The organism is Sodalis sp. RH21 (assembly GCF_047324175.1).
GTDB lineage: Bacteria > Pseudomonadota > Gammaproteobacteria > Enterobacterales > Enterobacteriaceae > Acerihabitans.
The window spans coordinates 2,617,766-2,640,928 of the sequence record NZ_CP178732.1; the positions used below are offsets into that span (position 1 = coordinate 2,617,766).

The following is a 23,163-nucleotide window of genomic DNA, read 5'->3' on the forward strand; positions in this document are numbered from 1 at the left end:
CAGTCACTTTTTATCGAAATTATTTCTTGGTGATATGGGAAATCAGATCCAATACTTTATTAGAATAACCGGTTTCGTTATCGTACCAAGCTACCAATTTTACAAAATTCTTGTTCAGCGCGACGCCGGCTTTGGCATCAAACACGGAAGTCAGTTTTTCACCGTTAAAATCGGTGGAAACGACGTCTTCATTGGTATAACCCATAACGCCTTTCAGTTCGCCTTCGGACGCTTCTTTCATTGCCGCACAGATTTCTTCGTACGTTGCGCTTTTTTCAATGCGCGCAGTCAGATCGACAACGGAAACGTTAGGGGTCGGAACACGGAAAGCCACGCCGGTCAGTTTACCGTTCAGCTCAGGGATAACTTTACCCACGGCTTTGGCGGCGCCCGTTGATGACGGAATGATGTTCTGGGATGCGCCGCGGCCGCCGCGCCAGTCTTTGTGAGACGGGCCGTCGACGGTTTTCTGGGTAGCCGTGGTGGCATGAACGGTGGTCATCAGCGCTTCAATGATGCCGAATTTGTCGTTCAGGACTTTGGCCAGCGGCGCCAGGCAGTTGGTGGTACATGAGGCATTGGAAACGATATCCTGGCCATCATAGGAATTGTGGTTGACGCCCATGACGAACATTGGGGTGTTGTCCTTGGAAGGACCGGTCAGGACCACTTTCTTCGCGCCGGCGGCGATGTGCTTACGCGCGGTTTCGTCGGTCAGGAAGAGACCGGTGGCTTCAGCTACCACGTCAACGCCGACGTCGCCCCATTTCAGGTTAGCCGGATCTCTCTCTGCGGTAACACGGATGGTTTTGCCGTTTACAACCAGATGGCCGTCTTTTACTTCCACGGTGCCGTTGAAACGGCCGTGAGTTGAATCATATTTCAACATGTACGCCATGTAGTCAGCATCTAACAGGTCGTTGATGGCAACGATTTCTACATCGTTACGTTCCTGCGCGGCACGGAAAACAATACGGCCGATACGGCCAAAACCGTTGATACCTACTTTGATAGTCATATATTCCACCAGCTATTTAATAGTGAATAAAAGGTTGCTTGTAAACTTACAAAAACCTCACGCAGCGTCAAGCGGAATCGTGTCAATTATTGCTAAAAATCAAACCCAATCACACCTTTTGAACGTTAATTGTTCGTTCCGCTACCCGCGGTGCTGCAAATTATATGGGGGCGATGGCCCGCCATGTAAACCGCACCTGGCAGCTAAATGTGATGTGTATCACACTTACCGCTCACGTTGTTTCTCGTCACCTAGTTTAAGCTAAAAATCACTTCAGCGTTGTTAATTATTTGTTATAATAAGCTGTTTTAAACCTGTATTTATTCATCAATCGGCAGAGAATCGCACTTATGGCTAAAAATGATCCCACCACGTTCACGCCCGATTCCTTAACCGACATGCAGCGCCACGTCACGCAGGAGAGAGGCACCGAGCCGCCATATAGCGGTAAGCTATTGGAAAATAAGCGCACCGGCCAATATCATTGCCTGTGCTGTAATGCACCGCTGTTTTTTTCTGCAACAAAATATGACTCCGGATGCGGTTGGCCGAGCTTTTACGAGCCGATAAACGATACCGCCATCCGCTACCTGGATGACAATTCCCACGGCATGCACCGCGTGGAGATTCGCTGCGGTAATTGCGATGCGCATTTGGGCCATGTGTTCCCAGACGGCCCGCAGCCCGGGGGCGCGCGCTTTTGCGTAAACTCCGCCTCGCTGCGCTTTAAAGATCAGGATAATGGCGAAGAAATCGCCGGTTAGCCGGTCGGTCCGGCCCGCTGCGCCGGTGATGGCATGGGCGAAGGCGGCCGTTTTGCGGCACATGGCGCTTTAACGATTCAGCAAATTATTCGTCCGTATGGAATTTATTGGGGGATGTTATCGTGGAATTTATCGTGACCGGTTCTTGTGGATTCTGTATTTATGGATATTGATGCGCTGATGGCGAATCTGACGCCGGACATCTATGAACGGTTAAAGAGGGCGGTGGAGCTGGGAAAATGGCCCGACGGCGTGGCGTTAACCGCGGAGCAGCGGGAGAATTGCCTGCAAATGGTGATGTTATGGCAAGCGCGCCATAATCATCAGCCGGAGCATATGAGCATCGGCACCGACGGCCAGATCGTCATGAAGAGCAAGCGGCAACTGCTCGATGAGCTTGACGGACAGCCGCAGCCGGTGGCGCGCCTTAAACCGCAATAAAACGCCGCCGGCGCCCAGCGTGCCGTGCTTAGGTCCGGGCCAGGCTGGCGGCGAACTCATCCGCAGTCATCAGCGTAGCCCCGCGATGATGCATGTCCTCCAGCGCCTGGTCGCTATCGGCGGGCGCCAGATTTACCCCGCGGCACCCGTCGGTAATCACGTCGGCGGCATAACCCAGCGACAGCGCGTCCAGCACGGTAAATTTCACGCAATAATCGGTTGCCAGCCCCATCACCGTTAAATGGTCGACGTCCCGCGCGCGCAGCCAGTCGTTCAATTCGGTTTGCCGGCGGTGCCCGTTATCGAAAAAAGCGCTGTAGCTGTCGATTTCCGCCCGCAGGCCTTTATAGACGCGTTTGTCGATCCCCCCGTGGTTAAGCCGGGGATGCAACTGCGCCCCCGGCGTGTGCTGGACGCAGTGCACCGGCCACCATATCTGGGGCAGGCCGTCGAGGGTGCCCGCGCCGCCCGCTTCATGGCCGGCATTGACGGCGAAACTGCCGTGATTGCGCGGATGCCAGTCAAGGGACGCCACTACGGGAATGGACGCCTGCCGGCAGCATTCCATCGCCCGATTGGCCACCGCGATAACCCTGTCGCCTTCGGGCACCGCCAGGGCCCCGCCGGGACAAAAATCATTTTGTAAGTCGATCAGCAATAAAGCTCTGCTCATGGGATGCTCCAGCTTAGTCGTTTGCGGTTAACTCCCCGCGTAAATCCTGCTGCATTAGCCGGCGGATATCGTCGGCGGTCAAGGTCTGGTCCGGCCGCGGCGGCTCCAGCGGCGGCTGGTTCGCCAACGGCGTTCTCGGTAACTGTTTACTGAGTAGAAAGTGCAGCTTGGTCAGCGTCGCCTCCACCGTCATATCAAAGCCGCTGATTACCCCCGCCCGCGCCAGGGCGTTGCCGGTGGCATATCCTCCCATATCTACCCGGCCGGAAAAACATTGAGTCAAATTCACCACCACGCTGCCGCGATCGACGGCCTGTTTAAGTTCGTTAAGCAGCGCCGGATGCTGGGGGGCATTCCCCACGCCATAGGATCGCAGGATCAGCGCCTTAACCGGCTGGCGCAAAAAGTTACCCACCACATCGGCGGAAATGCCGGGATAGAGCGTTACCACTCCCACCGGCTGCGGGGTGATGGGGTGGACAATCAGTTCTTCCCCTTCGTGATGGGAAATCGGCGGGACGATGCGGCGGATATGAATGCCCGCTTCCAGCAGCGGCGGCAAATTGGGCGACGCAAAGGCGTCGAAGCCGTCGGCGTGCGCTTTGGTGGCGCGGTTGCCGCGGAACATTTTATTATTGAAAAACAGCGTTACTTCGTTGACCGGATAGTTTGCCGCCAGGTAGAGCGCGTTAAGCAGGTTGGTCTGGCCATCCGAGCGCAGCTGTTCCAGCGGGATCTGCGAACCGGTGACAATAACCGGTTTGTTGAGGTTTTCCAGCATAAACGACAGCGCCGACGCGGTGAACGCCATGGTATCGGTGCCGTGTAAAATCACGAAACCGTCGTAGAGGTGGTAGTTTTCGGCCACATCCTGGGCGATATGCCGCCAGTCGTCGGGGGTCATGTCGGAGGAGTCGATGAGCGGCGCATATTCGTGCACGGTAAAATCGGGCATTTCCGGCCGGTAAAATTCGGGCATCAGCGCCAGTTGGCGTTGTAAATGTCCCGATACCGGAACATAGCCGTTATCAGAGCGTTGCATACCGATGGTGCCGCCGGTATAGGCTACATAGATGGATTTCTTTGGCATGGGAGGATGGGGTTGACGGGGCAATAGGGGTAATTATACGGCTTAATGACAATAAAACCAGTTGGGTTTGTCATCGGCCGCGGGGCCCGGTTACCGACCTGGACAAGACGGTAACCGGGGAGCGCTTAGCCGCTTGGCTTATTGAATGTCCCCGCAGGACAAACAATAGGCATAGCGGTTTTGCGGGTCATTAAGGTGAGCGAACAGGCCGGGCTGCGCGTTGAACAAGGCGGAGATCTGGCTGGAGGGCACCGGCAGGAACGCCTGGATCATCGACGGCAGGCGGGCATAGATCGACGCGCTGGTTTGGGACAAGACCAGATCGATCAGGCTGGGTTCCTCGATATACCAGTTCAAATGGTATTGATCCAATTTCGCCAGTTCGGCGGCCTTGGTCACGGCATCGTCAAAATCGCCGAGCTGGTCCACCAACCCGTTGGTTTTGGCATCGCTGCCGACCCAGACATGCCCCTGGGCGATTTTATCCACGTCCTCCGGCGATTTATTCCGGGCTTTGCCCACCAGCGTAATAAAGTTTTTATAGCCGTTTTCGATATTGAGCTGCATCATTTGCGAAAACTCAGGCGGCAAGGCCTTGGTTATCGATAAGTCGGCCAGCGGCGAGGTGGCGACGCCGTCGGTATGGACGCCGACGCTGCCCAGGGTATCCTCGAAGGTATTGATCACCCCGAAGATGCCAATCGAGCCGGTCAGGGTGCTGGAACTGGCGATAATATAATTGGCCGGCGTGGAGATCCAATAGCCGCCGGACGCGGCCATGCCGCCCATGGAAACCACTACCGGTTTGCCCGCCGCGCGGGCCGATTCCAGCTCGGAACGGATAAGCTCGGAGGCGCTGACGCTGCCGCCGGGGCTATTGACGCGGAAAACAATGGCCTTGATGGCCGGATCGAGCCGGGCATCGCGGATTTGGCCGGCGGTAGTGTCGCCGCCGACCGATCCCGGGGTTTCCGGCCCGTCGATGATGGCGCCGTTAGCAAAGATTACCGCTATTTCGCCGCCTTTTTCCGGCTGCGGTTTCATAGGGTAGTCATAGATGCTGACCGCGTTGAACGCATTTTTCTGTTTGTTCCAGCCGAACGCCTTGGTCATTTCGGTTTCTATGGAGAAACGCGAGGCCACGGTGTCCACCCACTTATTATGCAGGGCGAACTGGGCCGTGTCGCCGTCCACCGCTTGCAGATCCGCCAGCATGGTTTGCGCGCCGGGGAATAGCTGTTGCGGGGTGATTTGCCGATTGGCGGCGACGGTATCGAGATAGTGCTGCCACAGCTGGCCGAGCCAGCGGGTATCCGCGTCCCGGGCCGCGGGCGACATATCATCGCGCAGGAACGGTTCCACTGCGGATTTATAGGTGCCGACCCGGAAAATATGGGTATTGACTTTTAATTTATCCAGCAGTGATTTGTAGTAAAGATTATTGGTGGCCAGCCCGTGCAAATCCACCGCGCCCTGCGGGGTGAGATAGATTTTGTTGGCGAAGCTCGCCAGATAGTATTGCGCCTGATTGTAGCTGTCGCCCACGGCATAGATGGGTTTGCCGCTGTCGCGGAATTCGCGCAGGGCCTTGCCGATATATTGCAGCGAGGTTTGATCCGTGCCCGCAAAATCCTTCAAAGAGAGTACCAGGCCGGTGATATTGTTATCGGATTTAGCCTGGCGCAGCATGTCTACCACATCAAACAGGGAGTTTTCCTGTAAGCGATTACTGGAAGCTCCCAGAATTTCGCGGCCGATCTGCCGGACTTTATTATTGACCGAAGGCTTTTCCACCACCACGCCGGTCAGATCGACCAGCAGGGCGCCTTTCCCCGGTTCGGGTGCGGAACGATGCACCTGTAAATAAATGCCGACGCAAACGATAACGATGAAAATCATGAAAAGGTTGAGGATAAATTCGCGGATGAAATTCAACAAACGCCAGCACCACCTGAAGGGGCCGGATATTATTCGCCACAATGTGCGCATGTGCTCTCCATAAAAACTACGTTTGCAGGAATCATAATGTAAAATCTACCCGACGCGCTTATTCATCCACGCGTGGGCGGCTAATTATTCGCCATAATGCCGATGAGATAGCAATGTCAGGTATCCTAAAGATCCCCCCGGCAAAAGTCAGCATTAAAGATAATAAAAAAATGGGTTAAAACGCGTCATACTGTTTCCAACATTGGGCATCAATTAACGTGTTCGCAGCCCTCGACCAGCGCCAAAGAGTGCTTAACTTCAGGAGTAAGGTAATGGATGCATTAGAACTTTTATTAAACCGTCGTTCCGCCTCAAGGCTCACCGAGCCGGCTCCCGCCGGCGACAGTCTGGATAATATCATTCGCGCCGGCATGCGCGCGCCCGACCACGGGACGCTGCAGCCCTGGCGATTTGTGATTATCGAGGGGGAAGGCCGCACGCGTTTTAGCGAGCTGCTGCATCAGTGCGCGTTAAGCAACGGCATGGACGAGAAGGGTATTGAAAAAGCCAAAAAGGCGCCTTTTCGCGCGCCTATGATTATCGCCGTCCTGGCATGGTGCGACACCCAGACCAAAGTGCCCCATTGGGAGCAGGTGGTATCCGCGGGATGCGCGGTGCAGGCGATGCAGATGGCCGCCCTGGCGCAAGGGTTCAACGGTATCTGGCGCACCGGTCTTTGGGCGACCCAGGCCGAGGTGAAACAAGCCTTCGGCTGCCGCGAGCATGATGAGATCGTCGGCTTCCTGTATCTGGGCACACCGCAGTTAAAAGCCTCCACCACGCTGATTCCCCCGGCGACGGAACCTTTCGTGCGCCATTTCTGAGCCTTTTCGCCCGGCATGTCCCCGGGGCCACCCCCCGGGTCGTGCCGAATAGCGCGTAAATGTATTGCCCGCCCCGGCCCGTGGCCGGACAAGCGCAACGATGGTATCCTGTTGCCCGCTGATAAAGACCTGCCGAAGAGGTATAGGGTGAAATTTGATGGTGCGTGATGCAGCTTTATATCGCTGAAAAGCCCAGTCTGGCGCGAGCCATTGCCGATGTGCTGCCGCAACCCCACCGCCGTGGCGACGGGTTTATCGCCTGCGGCGCGGATCATGTCGTGACCTGGTGTATCGGCCATCTGCTGGAGCAGGCGCAGCCCGATGCCTATGACGGGCGTTATGCCCGCTGGTCGCTGGCGGACTTGCCCATCGTGCCGGAAAAATGGCAATTGCAGCCGCGGCCGTCCGTTCTCAAACAGCTTAACGTGGTAAAAAAGCTGCTGGCCGAGGCCACGGAAGTGATTCATGCCGGCGACCCCGATCGCGAGGGGCAGCTGTTGGTGGATGAAGTGCTCGACTATCTGGCCCTGGCCGGGGATAAGCGCCGCAACGCCAAGCGCTGCCTGGTTAACGATCTTAATCCCCAGGCCGTGAGCAAGGCTATTTCGCGCCTGCGTGAAAACCGCGAATTTATTCCCCTGTGCGTATCGGCGCTGGCGCGCGCCCGGGCCGATTGGCTATACGGCATTAATATGACCCGCGCCTATACCCTGCTCGGGCGCAATGCCGGATATCAGGGCGTATTATCCGTGGGGCGGGTGCAAACGCCGGTGCTGGGGCTGGTGGTCAAGCGGGACGAAGAGATTGAAAATTTCGTCCCCAAAACCTATTTTGAAGTCAAGGCCCATATCGTGACGCCGGCGCAGGAACGTTTCGTGGCGCTGTGGGTGCCCAGCGAGGCCTGCGAATCCTACCAGGACGAGGAAGGGCGGCTGCTGCATCGTTCGCTGGCGGACCACGTGGTCGCCCGTATCGCCGGACAGCCCGCGCGGGTAACGTTGTATCAGGATAAGCAGGAGGCCGACATTCCGCCGCTGCCGTTCTCGTTGTCCACCCTGCAAATCGAAGCGGCCAGGCGTTATGGGCTCAGCGCGCAGCAGGTGCTGGACGTCTGCCAGCGCCTGTACGAGACGCATAAATTAATTACCTATCCCCGTTCGGACTGCCGCTATCTGCCGGAAGAACATTTCGCCGGGCGCCAGGCGGTATTAAACGCCATCAACGCCCATCAGCCCGATTTGATGGCGCAGGCCGCGCTGACCACCACCCAGAAAAATCGCTGCTGGGATGATAAGAAAGTCGACGCCCACCATGCCATCATTCCCACCGCCCGCGCCGGTAAAACGTCGCTGACCGAAAATGAACAGCATGTGTACGGGCTGGTGGCGCGGCAATATCTAATGCAGTTTTGTGCCGATGCGGTTTTCCGGCGCTGCACCATCAATTTGGATATCGCCGGCGGCAAGTTTGTCGCCAAGGCCCGTTTTTTGGCCGAGGCCGGCTGGCGCAGTTTGCTGGGCGGCAAAGAGCGGGATGAAGAAAATGACGGCACGCCGCTGCCGGTGGTGGCGAAAGGGGATGTATTGCTGTGCGAGTCCGGCGAAGTGGTTTCCCGCGAGACCCAGCCTCCCAGACCTTTCAACGATGCCACGCTGCTGTCCGCCATGACCGGCATCGCGCGTTTTGTCCAGGATAAAGAACTGAAAAAAATCCTGCGCGCCACCGACGGCCTGGGCACCGAAGCGACCCGGGCCGGGATTATCGAATTGTTGTTTACCCGCGGGTTTTTGTATAAAAAAGGCCGGAATATTCTTTCCAGTGCCACCGGCCGCGGACTGATCCATGCGCTGCCGGAGAGCGCGGCCCTGCCCGATATGACCGCCCATTGGGAGGCGACCTTAACTAAAATCAGCGAAAAGCAGTGCCGCTATCAGGATTTTATGCAGCCGTTGACCGACACGTTGCATAGCCTGATCCAGCAGGCGCGCCGGCAACCGGCGCCTGCGTCGCTGCGCGGGTTGCCGCCGGCGGCATCTGGCACCGGCGCGGGCAAACCCAAGGGCGCCAGAAATAAGCGGGCGGGGCCCAAAGCGCCGCGTAAACCGGCCGCCGGCGGATAACGCCGGCGCCGCATTGGCCCGCCATGCCTTTTGACCGCCATATCCTACCGCCACGCGAGCAGGGGGCATGGCGCCGCGGAAAATCAGGCCCGCGGCCGGTATCCAGGCGTTGCCGGTTTTGTGACGCCGTCACTTAAAGTTGAGGAAGGCCCGGAGTAAAGGCTGGTCCGCCGGAGCCAGCGCATACCCCATGGCGGCTGCGGGCAATAGCCAGCGATACTCGCTGTGACAGTGTAACATGATCTCGCCGGTAAACGACGGCACATGCCAGGCATGCAGCGCTATCCGCCGGTCGTTCAGCACAATATCCTGGCTGGCGATGTAGTCGCCGATGCGGGCGGTGATGGCCAGCTCTTCTTGCAGTTCCCGACTCAGCGCTTCAGGCTGGTTTTCGCCGGGTTCGACTTTGCCGCCGGGAAATTCCCACAGGCCGGCCTGATCGCGCCGGTTGTCCCGGCGCGCCAGAAAAATCTCGCCCTGGCGCTCAATGATGGCGGCCACCACGACAACGACGGGCAACGGCCCCGTCATAGCGAGAAGTCGGCCCATACCGGCGCATGGTCGGACGGTTTTTCCATCGCCCGGATGTCATAATCGATGCCGGTGGCGGTGCAGGCCTGCGCCAGAAGCCGGGAAGCCAGCAGCAGATCGATGCGCAGGCCGCGGTTTTCATCAAATCCCCGGGAACGGTAATCAAACCACGAGAAACGGTCGGCGCTGTCGGGGAAGCGTGCGCGGAAGGTATCGACCAATCCCAGGGATTGCAACTGCGCCAGCCACTGCCGTTCTTCCGGCAGGAATGAGCATTTGCCGGTACGCAGCCAGCGTTTGCGGTTCTCTTCGCCGATACCGATATCCAGGTCGGTGGGGCTGATATTTAAATCGCCCATAATCAGCAGCAACGATTCCGCATGATGATTTTGCTCAACGTAGTGGTGCAAGTCCTGGTAGAAGCGTTGTTTGGCGGGGAATTTGGTCGGGTGATCGCGGCTTTCCCCTTGGGGAAAGTAGCCGTTAACCACCGTCAGGATGCCTTGTGGGGTGGCGAAATCGGCCATGATGATGCGGCGCTGGGCGTCGATATCGTCGGTGGAGAACCCCCGGCGGATGGCCAGCGGCTTATCGCGGCTCAGCAGCGCCACGCCGTAATGGCCTTTTTGGCCGTGGTAATAGACGTTATAACCATGTTTTTCCACGTCTTCAAGGGGGAACATATCATCATGGACTTTGGTTTCCTGCAGGCCGATGATATCGGGCTGGTGCTGGTCGATTATCGCCGCCAGCTGATGTGGTCTGGCTCGCAGGCCATTGATGTTAAAGGAGACAAACTTCATTTTAGCCGCCATCGAGGGGAAGGTTGAGTGATGGTAGCAGAAATGGGAATGCTTTCAAACGGAGCCGGGGCAGAGTAATAGATGCTGGCGCATCGTTGCCTCGCGTAGCTCGGCTCGAACCTTGGTCGAAGGTTCTCGTCCTTCCCCTGATGGGAAGTCTGTGAACTTGTCTTTTTGGGGAAATACGGAGGAGCTGCTTGAAATGGTGGTGGGGGAAGGATTCGAACCTTCGAAGTCAGTGACGGCAGATTTACAGTCTGCTCCCTTTGGCCGCTCGGGAACCCCACCTGGCCTACAACAATAATCGCGTTAAGCGGGGCGCATCATATCAAATAAAACGGCGGTGTAAAGAGCAAACTCCCCTGGAATGATTCACTTGCCGCTTTTTTCAACATAAGGCGGCAAAAGCTGCCCCCGGACGCCGGCAACCCGGCGCTAACGCGCCCCTCGACGCGGAATTTACCCACAAGTCTATAAAATAATGGTGCGGTTGCCGTAAACAAACACCCGCTGCGCCAAAACGCGGTATAACGCCCGGCTCAGCACGTTTTTCTCCACGTCGCGGCCCGCGCGCATCATATCCTCGGCCGTATAGGTATGATCGACATTAATCACGTCCTGGCTGATGATCGGCCCCTCGTCGAGATTATCGTTAACATAATGGGCGGTGGCGCCGATGATTTTAACGCCGCGCTCATAGGCCTGATGATAAGGGCGCGCGCCGATAAACGCCGGCAGGAACGAGTGATGGATATTAATCAGCTTGTTGGGGTAATGGCGCACAAACGTTGGCGTCAGCACCCGCATATACTTCGCCAGAACCACATAATCCGGCGCATAAGGGTCGATGTGCTCCGCCATACGCGCATCGTGTTCTTCCCGGCTGAAACCCTCATGGCTGACCAGATGAAACGGAATATCAAAGCGCTCCACCAGGGTGCGCAGGGTTTCGTGGTTGCCGATGACCGCGGCGATATCCACATCCAGCCCGCCGTAGGCGCTTTTCATCAACAGATCGCCCAGGCAGTGGGCCTCTTTGGTCACCAGCACCACAATCCGCCGGCGGCCGGCCTGATTGAGCTCGCGCACCGTGCCCGCCGGCAATACCCGATCGAGATCGGCCAGGAGGCGTTCATCATCGAACACGCCTTCCAGCTCGGTGCGCATAAAAAAGCGGCCGCTGCGGTGATCGACATATTCATTATTCTGCACGATGTTCAAATGATGACTGAAGCAAATGCTGGTGATTTGCGCGATCAAACCCTGCGCATCCGGGCAAATAGTGCGTAATATTTTTCTCTGTATCGTTTGCGACTGCATTAACGTGCCGATCCTGTCCAGGCTGATGATAACAATTGAAATGTGTCCCGGCATACACCGGGCGGGTTATTGTCCGCAACACTTCTTATATTTTTTACCCGAACCGCAGGGGCAGGGGTCGTTTCTCGCGGGCTGCTTATGCACGCCATCCATATAATACCAGCGTTCGGCACTGCGGACAAAGCGCGAGCGCTCATGAATAAACCCCGGCCGCTGCCGCTGCTGGTCAAAAAAGCGGGCGATAAACTCCACATACCCTTCATCGGCATTTTTCCCAGCGGTTTCCTGTAATATTTCCAGGCCGCGCCATTGCGTAGCGGCGAAATTGGCGGCAATCTCGCCACGCCAGCGCGCGGCGTCGCACGCCGGGTGCCAGGTGGCGATCAGGTAATCGACATCATGGCGGGCAAATGCGGTATAACGGGAACGCATCAGCGCCACCGGGGTCGGCGGGACGCTAACGCCGCTGATAAACGGGCCGCAGCAAACGTTCAAGTTCAGGCCGCTGCCGCATGGGCATGGATTTTCCACATCACCTCTATTGATAACTGCTGTTGATGTAAGCGCCGCCGGGGGGAGGCGCGGTTTCGCATAACGGCGCCGTTCATCCCTCCGGCGCGGGTTGCCGGCACCTCTCGCCATAGCGATTCGGCACTAATCGGCACGATCCGAGCCGGCATGAAGAATAAAATATTTACACCCAACCGGGCTAAATGCGGCGCAGACGCAGAAAAAGTTGTCTATCCGGCTCTGGACTGAAGTTTAAGGAAAAAATCAATGATTTTGAACAAATAATGATACGGATTTTCAATGAAAAGGCTATTTATCCTTGTCAAAGGGACGCTAAACCTCCATCATTTTGCCCGGATAAGATGCATTTTTGCCTAATGACGACTACGCTCCTTACTTAAGTAACATCATTTTAACGCTGTCGTTGAGGCGCTCCGGCGGGTTAAACAGGGTATCAGGGGGTCGTCAGAAGAACGGCGCGATATAGGGTGAAATATACGTCAGAATGAATAATAAGCAGCACTAATCAGCCCCTGAAATTTCTTAAAAGTAAAAGTGGCGTGACTGAGCCACTGTTTAGCCGATCGGGAAAAGGGGTCTTTGATGGCAAAGCCGTTAGTAAACAAACAAATTTTGATTGTGGAGGACGAGGCTGAATTCCGGTCCGTGCTGTCTCGATTTCTCAAGTCCCTGGGGGCCGTGGTACACGAAGCGTCCCACGGGGGCGAAGCGTTGAATATGCTGCCATCCGCCAGACCGGATCTGGTGATTTGCGACCTTGAGATGGCCGAAATGAACGGCCTGACTTTCGTGGAACGTTTTCGGGCGGTGGACGCCACTACGCCGGTGCTGGTGGTTTCCGGCACCGATCAAATGACCGATATCGCCAAAGTGCTGCGCCTCGGGGTGCAGGATGTCTTGCTAAAACCGGTGGATGATTTCGTCAGGTTGCGCGAAACGGTGCTCGCTTGCCTTTATCCCGATATGTTCACCTCGCAGGTGGATGAGGAAGAACAACTCTTCCAGGACTGGGACGCCCTCAGCCAGCATCCGGGCGCCGCGGCCAAACTGCTTAAACAGCTCCAGCCGCCGGTACAGCAAAATATTGCCCGCTGCCGGGTGAACTACCGGCAATTAACCATGGCCGAACAGCCGGGCATGGTGCTGGATATCGCCGCGCTGTCCGAACACGATCTGGCCTTTTATTGCCTGGATGTCACCCGCGCCGAGGAAAAAGGCGTACTGGCGGCCTTACTGCTGCGGGCATTATTCAACGGTCTATTGCAGGCGCATTTAGCCAACCGGGCGCATCGGCTGCCTGAATTATCCACTTTGCTCAAGCAGGTTAACCAACTGCTGAGGAAAGCTAACCTGGACGGGCAATTTCCATTATTGGTGGGATATTATCACCGCGGCCTCAATAACCTTATTCTGGTTTCTGCGGGCCTTAACGCTACCCTGACCGCCAATAACCAGCAAATCCAGCTAAATAGCGGCGTGCCGCTAGGCACCATGAATAATGCCTACCTCAACCAGATCAGCCAGCATTGCACCGCCTGGCAATGCCAGGTTTGGGGCGCGGGCGGCAGGCTGCGCTTAATGTTATCCACCGACTGATTTCCTCCCGGTTGTACAAGCAACCGGTTGCCCGTTATTTGACCAGCCAAGTTATTAATTTATAACCCGTTATAAAATGGGTAATTGTCCTAATTTTTTAGCAAACACCTCCTTTCATCAAGCGCCACGCGCGTAAGCTGGTATACTTGATAGGTTTAAAATTAGATAAATAAAATTTATTATCTTGATGATAAGAGAGAGGTGGTTGATGTCTGCTATTAATAATGTAAAAGTCCGAAAAGCGGTAATCCCCGTCGCTGGACTGGGTACGCGTATGTTGCCGGCAACTAAAGCCATTCCCAAAGAAATGCTGCCGCTGGTTGATAAGCCGTTAATTCAATACGTTGTAAATGAATGTATTGCTGCCGGTATCAACGAAATTATTCTGGTCACCCACTCATCGAAAAACTCCATTGAAAATCATTTCGACACCAGCTTCGAACTCGAAGCCATGCTGGAAAAACGCGTAAAGCGCCAACTGCTGGCCGAAATCCAGGCAATTTGCCCGCCGCATGTCACTATCATGCAGGTACGCCAGGGCTTGGCCAAAGGTTTGGGCCATGCGGTAATGTGCGCGCATCCGCTGGTTGGCGATGAACCTGTCGCGGTCATATTGCCCGACGTGATTATCGATGAATTCGAATCCAACCTGAAAACCGAAAATCTCAGCGAAATGCTGGCTCGCTTCAGTGAAACCGGCCGCAGCCAAATCATGGTCGAACCGGTGGACGACGTGACCAACTACGGCGTAGTGGATATCCAGGGCCGCGATTTGCAGCCGGGCGAAAGCGCCCCCATGGTTAACGTGGTGGAAAAACCCGAGGCCGATGAAGCGCCATCCAATCTTGCCGTGGTGGGCCGCTATGTTCTGTCCGCCGATATTTGGCCGCTGCTCGAAAAAACCCCTCCCGGAGCCGGTAATGAAATCCAGCTTACCGACGCCATCGCCATGCTGATGGAGAAAGAAACGGTGGAGGCTTATCACCTCAAAGGATTGAGCCATGACTGCGGCAACAAACTGGGTTATATGGAAGCTTTTGTTGAGTACGGCATTCGCCATGAAAGCCTGGGAGAAGAATTTACTCAATGGTTAAAAGAAACCATCGTGGACTAAAGGCTTTTTTTATTTTTCAGGGGCAATTTTAAACCGGGAACTTCAACATGAAAGTGACTGTATTTGGTATCGGTTATGTGGGTTTGGTACAAGCGGCGGTGCTGGCGGAGGTCGGTCATGACGTGCTTTGCGTAGACGTTGACGAGCGTAAAGTCGAAGACTTGAAAAACGGCAATATCCCTATTTTCGAGCCGGGCCTGACTCCGCTGGTCCAGCAGAACTACGAATCCGGCCGGCTGCAATTTACCACGGACGCTAAAGCCGGCGTCAACCACGGTATTATGCAATTCATCGCGGTAGGTACGCCTCCCGACGAAGATGGTTCAGCGGATCTTAAGTATGTCACCGCGGTGGCGCGGACCATCGCCCAGTATATGGACGATCATAAAGTGGTGCTGGACAAGTCCACCGTACCTGTGGGCACCGCGGAAAAAGTGCGGGCGGTCATGCAGGAAACCCTGCGCGATCGCAACAGTTCGTTGACCTTCGACGTGGTATCCAATCCGGAATTCCTTAAAGAAGGCGCCGCCGTTGCCGACTGCATGCGCCCGGAGCGGATCGTGGTCGGCACCGATAACGACGACGTAGTCGAACTGCTGCGCGAATTATACGAACCCTTTAACCGCAACCACGACCGGATGATCCTGATGGACATTCGCAGCGCCGAATTAACCAAATATGCGGCGAATTGCATGCTGGCCACCAAAATCAGTTTTATGAACGAGATATCCAACCTGGCTGAATTATTGGGTGCGGATATTGAAAAAGTGCGTCAGGGCATCGGCTCCGATCCGCGCATCGGTTACCATTTTATTTATCCCGGCTGCGGCTACGGCGGCTCTTGTTTTCCGAAAGACGTGCAGGCTCTGATTCGCACCGCCGAGCATATCGGTTATCAGCCGAAACTCCTGCAGGCCGTGGAAGACGTCAATTACCAGCAAAAAGACAAACTGCCGCAGTTTATCAAACGCCATTTTGGCGACGACCTGCAGGGCAAGACCTTTGCCGTATGGGGACTGTCATTCAAGCCCAACACCGACGACATGCGCGAGGCTTCCAGCCGCGTCTTGATGGAAACCTTATGGCAGGCCGGGGCGCAGGTGCAGGCATTCGACCCGGAGGCGATGGACGAAACCCAGCGCATCTACGGCCACCGTACCGATCTGAAATTGATGGGCACCAAGGAAGCCGCTTTGCAGGGCGCCGAAGCGCTGGTGATCTGCACCGAATGGCAGAATTTCCGGGCGCCGGATTTTGATACCATTAAAGCCGCCCTGAAGCAGCCGGTCATTTTCGACGGACGCAATTTGTATGATCCCGAGCGCATGGCTTCCCGCGGTATCACCTATTACGGTATCGGCCGTGGTGCCTCTCTCACTTCTTACAAGTAAGGGGGCAGCATGAAACTATTGGTAACCGGCGCCGCGGGATTTATTGGTTATCATGTCAGCGAGCGGCTGCTCGCTGACGGTCATGAGGTTGTCGGTATCGACAACCTCAATGATTATTATGATGTCAATCTCAAACAGTCCCGCCTTGACCGCCTGCAGGAAACCTCCGGCTTTAGCTTCCAAAAACTGGACTTGGCCGATCGCCAGGGAATAGCCGATCTGTTCGCCAGGGAGCAATTTCAGCGTGTCATCCACTTAGGCGCGCAGGCCGGCGTTCGTTATTCGCTGGAAAACCCTCTGGCGTATGCGGATTCAAATCTTATCGGCCATTTGAATATCCTGGAGGGATGCCGCCATCAGCGGGTGCAGCATTTGCTTTATGCCTCTTCCAGTTCCGTATATGGATTAAATCGCAAACTGCCGTTTTCCACCGATGACTCGGTAGATCATCCGGTTTCATTATATGCGGCGACCAAAAAAGCCAATGAGTTAATGTCTCATACTTATTCACACCTTTACCAACTTCCTACCACGGGGTTACGTTTTTTTACCGTTTATGGCCCGTGGGGGCGACCGGATATGGCACTGTTTAAATTCACCGAGGCCATGCTGGCCGGACGCAGCATTGATGTTTATAACCGCGGCGAAATGCGGCGCGATTTTACTTATATTGATGATATAGCCGAAGCCATTATCCGTTTACAGGATGTCATTCCCCAGGCTGATACCCAGTGGATGGTGGAAACGGGGTCGCCCGCCACCAGTTCGGCGCCTTATCACGTATATAATATAGGCAATAGTCAACCGGTTAAATTGATGGAATACATCCAGGCGTTGGAAAAGGCGCTTGGCATTAAGGCCGTGATGAATTTATTGCCCATGCAGCCGGGGGACGTTCTGGAGACCAGCGCGGATACCGGCGCGCTGTATCAGGCTATCGGTTTTAAACCGCAAACGGCGGTTCCCGAGGGAATCCAGAATTTTGTCGACTGGTATCGCGGTTATTATCAACAGTGATTTTTTGCCGCCTTGCTGAGGTGAACGGGCAGGGGATTATGGGATAGCGGTGGAAAAGGGTGGCCTGGGCCGCCTTTTTTTTGCCTACACTATCCGTGGGGATTAGCAGCGGTTATTGGCGGTGATTATTGGTTATGGCATGATGCTAATTATTTGCTCATAATTTATACATATTATCTATGTTGCCAGCAATTGAGCGCAAAAAAATACCCGCTGAGTATTCATACGGGCATTTTATAATAGCGGTATTAATTGGATTACAGCAGGAAATCGTCCAGCGTCTTGCCTTCATCTTCGATCGACTTCTTGATGACGGCAGGAGTACGGCCCTGGCCGGTCCAGGTTTTGCTTTCACCATTTTCGTCGGTGTATTGATATTTAGCCGGACGGGCTGCACGCTTGGTTTTACCCGTCGCTTTAGAAGCGCTCATGGTTTGCAGCAATTCATTCGGATCGATACCGTCAGCAATCAGCATTTCACGATATTGCTGTAATTTGCGCGTACGTTCTTCGATTTCAGCCTGTGCTTGGCTGTCTTCCTCACGGCGTTCGTTGACAACGACCTCAAGTTTCTCCAGCATTTCTTCCAGAGTTTCAAGGGTGCATTCTCTAGCTTGCGCACGCAGAGTTCGGATGTTGTTAAGAATTTTAAGTGCTTCGCTCATTGTCCTAATCTCGAATAATATAAATGGGGCGTCGTGGTAATAATAGAGCGGTAGTTTCTTTTCTGCAATAGCTAGTTTGTAAGTTAGGTAAAAAATAATCTTTTTTTTAAACCCCCGTCACTCCCGCGGCGGTAAATATAAGGGAGGCGCCGGGTAATGACAAATTGATTCGCTTTGTTGCATTTTTCACGCCGCATGCTTTTGGGAGCACATATTGTACCTAGCGTTTCATTATGAGCCGTGTTTATATCCGATGAAAATTGCGGGTTTATAACATCATGATTAAAGCAGGGCGGCTAATGGCGGTATGCCCAATGGACCGGATGCCTTATGGGCAACAAATGGCTAGCGGGTGAATGGTAAACAGGCATAGAAATGATTCAGTAAAATTACTGTGTTAAATTTAGTGCGTTTTTATTCGGCCCCCAGGGCGGCGTTATTAGGCGGCCCGCGGAGCGGCAGGGGCAGGCCGGGCCTTGAATCCGCCCACGAGGAATCGGGGTCTTGGTGTTAAAGAATATGATACACTTATGGTCATATTTATTATGTCGATGGCTTTTGCCGGAGTGACGGGCTGATGGCTCAACTATATTTTTATTATTCTGCAATGAATGCGGGTAAATCCACCGCGCTACTCCAATCTTCGTATAATTATCAGGAACGCGGCATGCGGACCTTGGTATTTACCGCTGAAATAGATAATCGTTTCGCCCGCGGCCAGATCCGGTCCCGCATCGGACTTTCCTCGCCGGCGCGGCTATTCGGCCCGGATACCGACTTACTGGCCGCCATCGCCCATGAGCATCAGCAGCAAACCCTGCATTGCGTGTTAGTGGATGAAAGCCAGTTTTTAACCCGTGAACAAGTGGACGGGCTGTCGGATGTGGTGGACCGTTTGGATATTCCGGTATTGTGTTATGGATTAAGAACGGATTTTCGCGGCGAGTTATTCCCCGGCAGCCTTTACCTCCTGGCTTGGGCGGATAAGTTGGTTGAGCTTAAAACCATCTGCTACTGCGGGCGCAAAGCCAATCGGGTATTGCGCCTGGATGAGGCGGGCAAACCCCTGCATGACGGCCAGCAGGTCGTTATCGGCGGCGACGATCGCTATGTCTCGGTATGCCGCAAACATTACAAACAGGCCCTAGAGCAGGACACCCCCGTGCCGGGATACATCCGCCTGTCGCCGGCCAACTAAAACCCGCTGCGCTTTCCCCAAGCTCCAAGGAAGAATATCCTGCGCCGCGCGCAACCCGGGCGCCAATAGCGTTCATGCCCGCATACGCGGCTTATCACCGCATTGCAGGTCTCGCACCTATATTGGTACCTGCCTTGAGGGCTAAACGCTTACCGGGTCTTTACCAGCTTCTAAGTGGCCATGCCTAAAACCGCCTCTGCGGCGCTGCACGCCCCGGAATCTACTTTCCTGGCCCCTTATAGCGGTAAAATGCAAAAAGCCCCGCTAGGGGCTTTTTAAGACTTCCCCGCCGCGGCGGGGAAGGTTATTCCAGAACAGGGCATCGCCCTGTTCCGTAATTAACGCTATCAGATGGTGACTTTCTTGCCTTTTTTCTCGGCTTTCGCTTCCTGCAGGGCCGCCTTGATATTACCGACCGGAGCCGGGGCAACCGACGCCGCTACGGCATTCTCGAAGGGTTCGACGAATTTGCGTCCATAATACGTATCCAGCAGAATCTGTTTCAACTCGGCAATCAGCGGATAACGCGGGTTGGCGCCGGTACATTGGTCATCAAACGCATCTTCGGACAGTTTATCCACCTTGGCGAGGAAATCGGCTTCCAGCACCCCGGCTTCACGGATAGACGTCGGAATACCCAAATCGGCTTTGATTTCGTCCAACCAGGCCAGCAGGTTCTCGATCTTCTGCGCGGTGCGGTCGCCCGGTTTGCTCAGTCCCAGATGATCGGCCACTTCGGCATAACGACGACGCGCCTGCGGACGGTCATACTGGCTGAACGCCGCCTGTTTGGTCGGGTTGTCGTTGGCGTTGTAGCGGATCACGTTGGAAATCAGCATGGCATTGGCCAGGCCGTGGGGGATATGGAACTCTGAACCCAATTTATGGGCCATGGAGTGGCATACGCCCAGGAAGGCGTTGGCGAACGCGATGCCGGCGATGGTGGCGGCATTATGTACGCGTTCGCGGGCTACCGGATTCTTGCTGCCTTCATGATAGCTGGCGGGCAGGAACTCTTTAAGCAACTTAAGCGCCTGCAACGCCTGGCCGTCGGTAAACTCCGTGGCCATGATCGACACATAAGCTTCCAGTGCATGGGTCACCGCATCCAGGCCGCCGAAGGCGCACAGGGATTTCGGCATGTTCATCACCAGGTTGGCATCGACAATCGCCATATCCGGCACCAGCGCGTAATCCGCCAGCGGATATTTCTGGCCGGTGGCGTCGTCGGTCACCACGGCGAACGGCGTGACTTCCGAACCGGTGCCCGAGGTAGTGGTTACCGCGATCAGCTTGGCTTTAACGCCCATTTTCGGGAATTTATAAATACGTTTACGGATATCCATAAAGCGCAGGGCCAGTTCTTCGAACGGGGTGCCCGGATGTTCGTACATTACCCACATGATCTTGGCGGCATCCATCGGGGAACCACCGCCCAGCGCGATAATCACGTCGGGTTTAAACGACATCATTTGTTCCGCCCCTTTGCGAACAATAGTCAGGGTCGGATCGGCTTCCACTTCAAAGAACACTTCGGTCTCGATGCCGTGGTTTTTCAGTACGGAAGTGATCTGGTCGGCGTACCCGTTGTTGAACAGGTAGCGGTCAGTCACGATAAAGGCGCGTTTGGCACCGTCGCTGGCAACTTCGTCCAAAGCGATCGGCAATGAACCACGACGGAAATAGATGGATTTGGGAAGCTTATGCCACATCATATTTTCAGCTCGCTTGGCCACGGTTTTTTTATTGATCAGATGCTTGACCCCGACGTTCTCGGAAATCGAGTTACCGCCCCATGAACCACAACCCAGCGTCAGGGACGGCGCCAGTTTGAAGTTATACAGGTCGCCGATACCGCCTTGCGATGCCGGGGTATTGATCAAAATACGCGCGGTCTTCATTTTGTCGCCGAAGAAGTTCACGCGTTCCGGTTGGTTATCCTGGTCGGTATACAGGCAGGAGGTGTGGCCGATACCGCCCATTTCCACCAGTTTTTCCGCTTTGATGACCGCGTCTTCAAAGTCCTTGGCGCGATACATGGCCAGCATCGGGGACAGTTTTTCATGGGCGAAAGGTTCGGACTCGTCAACCACGGTCACTTCACCGATCAGCACTTTGGTATTGCCAGGCACTTTGATGCCGGCCATTTCGGCAATTTTCGCCGCGGGCTGGCCAACGATACCGGCATTGAGCGCGCCGTTTTTCAGGATAATGCCCTGGACCGCTTTCAACTCATCGCCTTGCAGCATATAACCGCCATGGCTGGAGAAGCGTTCACGTACCGCGTCATATATTTCGTCAACCACGATAACCGACTGTTCGGACGCGCAGATTACGCCGTTATCGAAGGTTTTGGACATCAGGATGGACGCCACCACGCGTTTGATATCAGCGGTTTCATCCACTACTACCGGGGTGTTGCCGGCGCCGACGCCGATCGCCGGTTTACCGGAGCTATAGGCTGCTTTAACCATGCCCGGTCCGCCGGTGGCGAGGATCAGGTTGACCAGCGGGTGATGCATCAGCTGGTTGGACAATTCAACCGTCGGTTCGTCGATCCAGCCGATAATATCTTTCGGCGCACCGGCGGCTACTGCGGCTTTGAGCACGATTTCCGCCGCACGGTTAGTGGCGTTCTTGGCGCGCGGGTGCGGGGAAAAAATAATGCCGTTACGGGTTTTCAGGCAGATTAGCGCCTTGAAAATCGCCGTTGAGGTTGGGTTGGTGGTGGGCACGATACCGCAGATGATACCGATGGGTTCGGCGATGGTGATGGTGCCGAAGGTATCGTCCTGGGCCAGGATGCCGCAGGTTTTTTCATCTTTATAGGCGTTATAGATATATTCGGAAGCAAAATGGTTTTTAATCACTTTATCTTCCACAATGCCCATGCCGGATTCAGCGACGGCCATTTTGGCCAGGGGGATGCGTGCATCGGCCGCTGCCAGGGCCGCAGCGCGGAAAATCTTATCCACCTGCTCCTGGGTAAAATTGGCATATTCGCGCTGCGCTTTCTTCACGCGTTCTACCAAAGTGTTAAGTTCAGCGACATTAGTAACAGCCATAATGCTCTCCTAATTAATGTTAAATTTTGGGTTAAATTGTTAAACTCTTTAAGTAAAAAGCCTGCTCACATATGAGTATAAGACCTATTTTATACTGAGTAGTCTATCTGCCCAATGGGCTATATGCATAGGCACAAAAGGCTTTTTACTTAACGAGTTTCTTCAATCATTTACCGCAACAAAAAATTTGGTGAAAAATATCGTCTTAAACTGGAACCAAGGTGACTAATTACAGAAATCTTAAAGTGTATTGTAGCAGTTATATGTGATATGCATCACAAATTAGGGATGCTGACTCCATTCAGCTAGCATGATTTGGCGTAAACGTTACAAATTGTCCGTTATTACGTTAACCGATGAAATGCCGGGATAAATCAAAGAACAATTTATTAACATTTAAACTGCGGAACGAAACAAATATTTTACCTTGAGACTATGTTACGGGTTATTCCCGCACCGCACAATGCGAATAATCCGGGTTGCCCATATGGACAAAATAACGCCATTTAATGGCGGCGCCGGGATGCCGGACGGGATAAATTATTATCCGCCGACCTAGGGCGCCAACGGACCCGAGAAAAACGGCCGGAAGGAGGGGGCAGGCTTGTCGATCCTCAGCGGCGCCGGAAGAAAAGGGGGGAACCGAACCGGCCGGATTCCCGCCCCGCAGACGTCTGCCCGCGCGCAAGCATTATTATATGGCAAAACCTGCACTGCTTGGGACAAACCGCACCATTATGCGTCAGCGGTTTATTAACTGTTCACGCGCTTTTCACCGCGACATTCAAGTGAAAACTTCGATAAATAGTTAATTTATTCATGGAGATATAAGCGATGTGAAAAATGGTCCGAATTTTTTTCAATACTATTCTGCAAAGGCTCTTGTCACGATGCAACACAGATGTTATTAGTGTTTAATCATGCATCATTAGGGATTTATCCTCTTTACAGGTGATATATTGACCTTATGTGTTTTAGTGTAACAAATTATTAATTACGAACTATTTTTCTTG

19 protein-coding genes and 1 tRNA gene are annotated in these 23,163 nt (G+C 54.4%); 9 read left to right on the plus strand and 11 right to left on the minus strand.

Going from position 1 to position 23,163, the window contains the following annotated elements:
* Window positions 1–19: 19 nt before the first annotated feature.
* Window positions 20–1,018: a glyceraldehyde-3-phosphate dehydrogenase gene (gapA, locus tag ACL2XP_RS12025; RefSeq protein ID WP_413738731.1), complete on the minus strand. Its 999-nt coding sequence runs from the start codon at window positions 1,016–1,018 to the stop codon at window positions 20–22.
* 350 nt (window positions 1,019–1,368) lie between these two features.
* On the opposite strand from gapA, the gene msrB reads away from it, so the two are divergent.
* Window positions 1,369–1,782: a peptide-methionine (R)-S-oxide reductase MsrB gene (gene msrB / locus ACL2XP_RS12030; RefSeq protein ID WP_413738732.1), complete on the plus strand. Its 414-nt coding sequence runs from the start codon at window positions 1,369–1,371 to the stop codon at window positions 1,780–1,782.
* A 162-nt stretch (window positions 1,783–1,944) separates the two neighbouring features.
* Window positions 1,945–2,223, plus strand: a complete 279-nt coding sequence (locus ACL2XP_RS12035; RefSeq protein WP_413738733.1) for a YeaC family protein — start codon at window positions 1,945–1,947, stop codon at window positions 2,221–2,223.
* Window positions 2,224–2,251: 28 nt separating this feature from the next.
* Here the strand turns inward: ACL2XP_RS12035 and pncA are convergent, their stop codons facing one another.
* From pncA to sppA, 3 genes are all read right to left on the minus strand, one after another.
* A complete protein-coding gene (pncA, locus tag ACL2XP_RS12040) occupies window positions 2,252–2,896 on the minus strand; it encodes a bifunctional nicotinamidase/pyrazinamidase (protein ID WP_413738734.1) in 645 nt (214 codons plus the stop codon).
* A gap of 13 nt (window positions 2,897–2,909) precedes the next feature.
* On the minus strand, window positions 2,910–3,986 hold the full coding sequence (gene ansA, locus ACL2XP_RS12045) for an asparaginase (RefSeq protein ID WP_413738735.1): 1,077 nt from the start codon (window positions 3,984–3,986) through the stop codon (window positions 2,910–2,912).
* Window positions 3,987–4,124: 138 nt separating this feature from the next.
* Entirely contained in the window at window positions 4,125–5,975 is a 1,851-nt protein-coding gene (sppA, locus tag ACL2XP_RS12050) for a signal peptide peptidase SppA (protein ID WP_413738736.1), read from the minus strand.
* Window positions 5,976–6,247: 272 nt separating this feature from the next.
* Here sppA and ACL2XP_RS12055 point away from each other — a divergent pair, with 272 nt between their 5' ends.
* Together ACL2XP_RS12055 and ACL2XP_RS12060 are read left to right on the plus strand one after the other, a co-directional pair.
* On the plus strand, window positions 6,248–6,799 hold the full coding sequence (locus tag ACL2XP_RS12055; protein WP_413738737.1) for an NAD(P)H nitroreductase: 552 nt from the start codon (window positions 6,248–6,250) through the stop codon (window positions 6,797–6,799).
* 167 nt (window positions 6,800–6,966) lie between these two features.
* Window positions 6,967–8,919: a DNA topoisomerase III gene (locus ACL2XP_RS12060; protein WP_413739138.1), complete on the plus strand. Its 1,953-nt coding sequence runs from the start codon at window positions 6,967–6,969 to the stop codon at window positions 8,917–8,919.
* Between the two features lie 129 nt (window positions 8,920–9,048).
* Here ACL2XP_RS12060 and ACL2XP_RS12065 read toward each other — a convergent pair whose 3' ends face one another.
* The 5 genes from ACL2XP_RS12065 to ACL2XP_RS12085 all read right to left on the minus strand — a co-directional run bounded on the left by ACL2XP_RS12065 (window position 9,049) and on the right by ACL2XP_RS12085 (window position 12,104).
* A complete protein-coding gene (locus tag ACL2XP_RS12065) occupies window positions 9,049–9,468 on the minus strand; it encodes a pyrimidine (deoxy)nucleoside triphosphate diphosphatase (RefSeq protein WP_413738738.1) in 420 nt (139 codons plus the stop codon).
* Complete coding sequence (xthA, locus tag ACL2XP_RS12070; RefSeq protein WP_413738739.1) at window positions 9,447–10,253, minus strand: exodeoxyribonuclease III; 807 nt, start codon at window positions 10,251–10,253, stop codon at window positions 9,447–9,449. Before xthA ends, ACL2XP_RS12065 begins: the two co-directional genes overlap by 22 nt.
* 203 nt (window positions 10,254–10,456) lie before the next feature.
* A tRNA-Tyr gene (locus tag ACL2XP_RS12075) sits at window positions 10,457–10,541 on the minus strand.
* A 183-nt stretch (window positions 10,542–10,724) separates the two neighbouring features.
* Entirely contained in the window at window positions 10,725–11,573 is an 849-nt protein-coding gene (purU, locus tag ACL2XP_RS12080) for a formyltetrahydrofolate deformylase (protein WP_413738740.1), read from the minus strand.
* 66 nt (window positions 11,574–11,639) lie between these two features.
* Complete coding sequence (locus tag ACL2XP_RS12085; protein ID WP_413738741.1) at window positions 11,640–12,104, minus strand: YchJ family protein; 465 nt, start codon at window positions 12,102–12,104, stop codon at window positions 11,640–11,642.
* A 582-nt stretch (window positions 12,105–12,686) separates the two neighbouring features.
* On the opposite strand from ACL2XP_RS12085, the gene rssB reads away from it, so the two are divergent.
* The 4 genes from rssB (at window position 12,687) to ACL2XP_RS12105 (ending at window position 17,222) form a co-directional block, all read left to right on the plus strand.
* Window positions 12,687–13,700, plus strand: coding sequence for a two-component system response regulator RssB (rssB, locus tag ACL2XP_RS12090; protein WP_413738742.1), 1,014 nt, complete (start codon window positions 12,687–12,689; stop codon window positions 13,698–13,700).
* 208 nt (window positions 13,701–13,908) lie between these two features.
* Window positions 13,909–14,814, plus strand: coding sequence for a UTP--glucose-1-phosphate uridylyltransferase GalU (galU, locus tag ACL2XP_RS12095; RefSeq protein ID WP_413738743.1), 906 nt, complete (start codon window positions 13,909–13,911; stop codon window positions 14,812–14,814).
* A gap of 47 nt (window positions 14,815–14,861) precedes the next feature.
* On the plus strand, window positions 14,862–16,205 hold the full coding sequence (locus tag ACL2XP_RS12100) for a UDP-glucose dehydrogenase family protein (protein WP_413738744.1): 1,344 nt from the start codon (window positions 14,862–14,864) through the stop codon (window positions 16,203–16,205).
* A 9-nt stretch (window positions 16,206–16,214) separates the two neighbouring features.
* Complete coding sequence (locus ACL2XP_RS12105) at window positions 16,215–17,222, plus strand: NAD-dependent epimerase (protein ID WP_413738745.1); 1,008 nt, start codon at window positions 16,215–16,217, stop codon at window positions 17,220–17,222.
* Window positions 17,223–17,479: 257 nt separating this feature from the next.
* Here the strand turns inward: ACL2XP_RS12105 and hns are convergent, their stop codons facing one another.
* Window positions 17,480–17,887: a histone-like nucleoid-structuring protein H-NS gene (hns, locus tag ACL2XP_RS12110; protein WP_132921376.1), complete on the minus strand. Its 408-nt coding sequence runs from the start codon at window positions 17,885–17,887 to the stop codon at window positions 17,480–17,482.
* Between the two features lie 577 nt (window positions 17,888–18,464).
* On the opposite strand from hns, the gene ACL2XP_RS12115 reads away from it, so the two are divergent.
* Window positions 18,465–19,085: a thymidine kinase gene (locus ACL2XP_RS12115; protein ID WP_413738746.1), complete on the plus strand. Its 621-nt coding sequence runs from the start codon at window positions 18,465–18,467 to the stop codon at window positions 19,083–19,085.
* Between the two features lie 347 nt (window positions 19,086–19,432).
* Here ACL2XP_RS12115 and adhE read toward each other — a convergent pair whose 3' ends face one another.
* Window positions 19,433–22,150, minus strand: coding sequence for a bifunctional acetaldehyde-CoA/alcohol dehydrogenase (adhE, locus tag ACL2XP_RS12120; RefSeq protein WP_413738747.1), 2,718 nt, complete (start codon window positions 22,148–22,150; stop codon window positions 19,433–19,435).
* Window positions 22,151–23,163 lie beyond the last annotated feature (1,013 nt).